Source organism: Agromyces binzhouensis (genome assembly GCF_004135055.1).
GTDB lineage: Bacteria > Actinomycetota > Actinomycetes > Actinomycetales > Microbacteriaceae > Agromyces > Agromyces binzhouensis.
Genome location: NZ_SDPL01000436.1, coordinates 1 through 2,614 on the forward strand (window position 1 = coordinate 1; position 2,614 = coordinate 2,614).

Sequence of the window (2,614 nt, forward strand, 5' to 3'; positions counted from 1 at the left end):
CGCCGGCTTCGCCGTGTCGGCGATCCTCATCGCGCTGCTCGTGCCCTCGCGCACGCGCCTGGCGGCCGCCGTGCCGGACGCCGTCCAGGAGCGCGGGGCTGCGGAGTCGGGCCACGCGAGCGCGGCGGAGAGCGCGGCCGGTTTCGTCGCCGGTATCCGCTTCATCGCGAAGACGCCGCTCGCGCTCGCCGTGGTGCTGCTCGTGACCCTCACGAACGCCATCGACGCGGCCGGCATGACCGTGTTGAAGCCCGTGTACGCCTCGCAGGTGCTCGGCGATCCCGCCTCGCTCGGGTTCATGATCGGCTGCTTCGCCGCCGGCGCGCTGACGGGTTCGGCCGTGTTCGGGCTCATCGGCCATCGCGCCTCGGGGCGCGTCATGTTCGCCGCGTGCTTCATGCTCGCGGGTGCGCCGCCGTACGCGGCGATGGCGCTCGGCGTGCCGGTCGAGGTGCTGTTCGTCGTGCTCGCACTGTCCGGCCTCGCGGCCGGGGCGCTCAACCCGATGATCTCGACGGCCCTGTTCGGCGTCGTGCCCGACGGCATGCGCGCCCGGGTGTTCGGCGCGATCACCTCGGGGGTCGCGGCGTCGATGCCGATCGGAGCATTCGCGGCCGGTGCCGCGGTCGACGCGTTCGGGTTCGTGCCGGTCGTGGCGGGTGCGGCCGTGCTCTACGCGGTGCTCGGCGCGAGCCCGCTCGTGCTGCGTGCGTTCGACGGGTTGTCGAGCGCACGGGGCGGGGGCTCAGTGTCGGAGGCGGGCGACGAGGCATCCGTCGCAGACCTCGGCGCCGTCGTCGAGTCGCCGCGTTGAGCTCGCGTCAGCGGATGAGGCGCGCGCAGTCGATGCAGAGCGTCGCGGTCGGCCGCGCCTCGAGCCGTGCGACCGTGATCTTGTTGCCGCACCGCTCGCAGACGCCGTAGGTGCCTTCGTCTATGCGTGCGAGCGCGTGGTCGATGTCGGCGAGCTCGTGCTCGACGTCGTGCAGCACCGCCGTGCGCTGCGACCACTCCTGGCTCATGGTCGGGCCGTCGGGGTCGTGCTCGTCGTCGACCGACGTGTCGGATCTCGCCTCGCGGACCGCCGTGATCCCCTCGCTCTGCTCGGCGAGGCGCTCCTCGGCCTCGCGCCGTTCCGCGAGCAGGAGCTCTCGGAACCGCTCGAGCTGCTCGGCTGTGCGGACCCCCGTCGTCACGTGACCACCTCCGTCGTCGTGCACCGGGGCGGTGGGATGGCGTGTCCGCTCCGATGCGGTCCACCGATCCTATGCCAGCCCGCCGACCTCGCGGCCGGGTCGAACGGCCCGGCGGCGTGCCGCGACCGGCCTGCGTGCCGCTCGGGTCGACGTCGTCGGCGGCGAGGCGGGGCTGTCGGGGGCCGCGACTACCATTGACCCGTGGTCACCGCCCTCTATCGCCGCTACCGGCCCGAGACCTTCGCCGAGATGATCGGCCAGTCGCAGGTCACCGAGCCGCTCATGACGGCGCTCCGTACCGACCGGGTGAACCACGCGTACCTCTTCTCCGGCCCTCGCGGCTGCGGCAAGACGACCTCGGCGCGCATCCTGGCGCGCTGCCTGAACTGCGCCGAGGGGCCGACCGACACGCCGTGCGGCGTGTGCCCGAGCTGCGTCGAGCTCTCGCGAGCGGGCGGCGGCTCGCTCGACGTCGTCGAGATCGACGCGGCGAGCCACAACGGCGTCGACGACGCCCGCGACCTGCGTGAGCGCGCGGTGTTCGCGCCGGCCCGCGACCGGTACAAGATCTTCATCCTCGACGAGGCGCACATGGTGACGCCGCAGGGCTTCAACGCGCTGCTGAAGCTCGTGGAGGAGCCGCCCGAGCACGTGAAGTTCATCTTCGCGACGACCGAGCCCGACAAGGTGCTCGGCACCATCCGCTCGCGCACGCACCACTACCCGTTCCGGCTCGTTCCGCCGGCCCCCATGCTCGACTACGTGCAGAAGCTCTGCGACGAAGAGGGCGTGCAGGTCGAGCCCGGGGTGCTCTCGCTCGTCGTGCGGGCCGGCGGCGGCTCGCCGAGAGACACGCTGTCGCTGCTCGACCAGCTGATCGCCGGGTCCGAGGGGACGACGGTCGGGTACGAGCGCGCCGTCGCCCTGCTCGGCTACACGCACGGCGCCCTCCTCGACGACGTCGTCGAGGCGATCGGGGCCGCCGACGCCGCGCGCGCGTTCGCCGCCGCCGATCGCGTCATGCAGACCGGCCAAGACCCGCGCCGGTTCGTGGAGGACCTGCTCGAACGGCTCCGCGACCTCATCGTGGTGGCCGCGACGACCCCCGAGGCTGCGGCCGCCGTGCTGCGCGGCGTGCCGGCCGACGAGCTCGCGCGCATGGCGACCCAGGCGTCCGTGTTCGGTGCCGCCGAGCTCTCGCGCGTGGCCGACCTCGTCAACCAGACCCTCACCGAGATGACCGGTGCGACCTCGCCGCGCCTCCACCTCGAGCTCATGCTCGCGCGCGTCCTCGTCCCGTCGAGCGACGAGACCGAGCGTGGCGCGCTCGCGCGCGTCGAGCGGCTCGAACGCCGCGTCGGGGTGACGGATGCCTCCGGCGCAGCGCCCGCGCCGGCGGCGACCGCGGCTCCGGCCCC

Annotated in this window: 3 protein-coding genes; 2 read left to right on the forward strand and 1 reads right to left on the reverse strand. The window is 73.5% G+C overall.

Annotated elements, in window-relative coordinates; translation table 11 throughout:
• Positions 1–814, forward strand: an 814-nt coding sequence (locus ESO86_RS15285; protein ID WP_129235746.1) for an MFS transporter, incomplete at its 5' end; no start/stop codon positions are given.
• Between the two features lie 7 nt (positions 815–821).
• On the opposite strand, the gene ESO86_RS15290 is transcribed toward ESO86_RS15285, so the two are convergent.
• Positions 822–1,196 (reverse strand): TraR/DksA family transcriptional regulator, encoded by a 375-nt coding sequence (locus tag ESO86_RS15290; RefSeq protein ID WP_129235747.1) that lies wholly within the window; start codon positions 1,194–1,196, stop codon positions 822–824.
• A gap of 201 nt (positions 1,197–1,397) precedes the next feature.
• Here ESO86_RS15290 and ESO86_RS15295 point away from each other — a divergent pair.
• On the forward strand, positions 1,398–2,614 hold a 1,217-nt coding region (locus ESO86_RS15295), incomplete at its 3' end, for a DNA polymerase III subunit gamma and tau (RefSeq protein WP_129235748.1).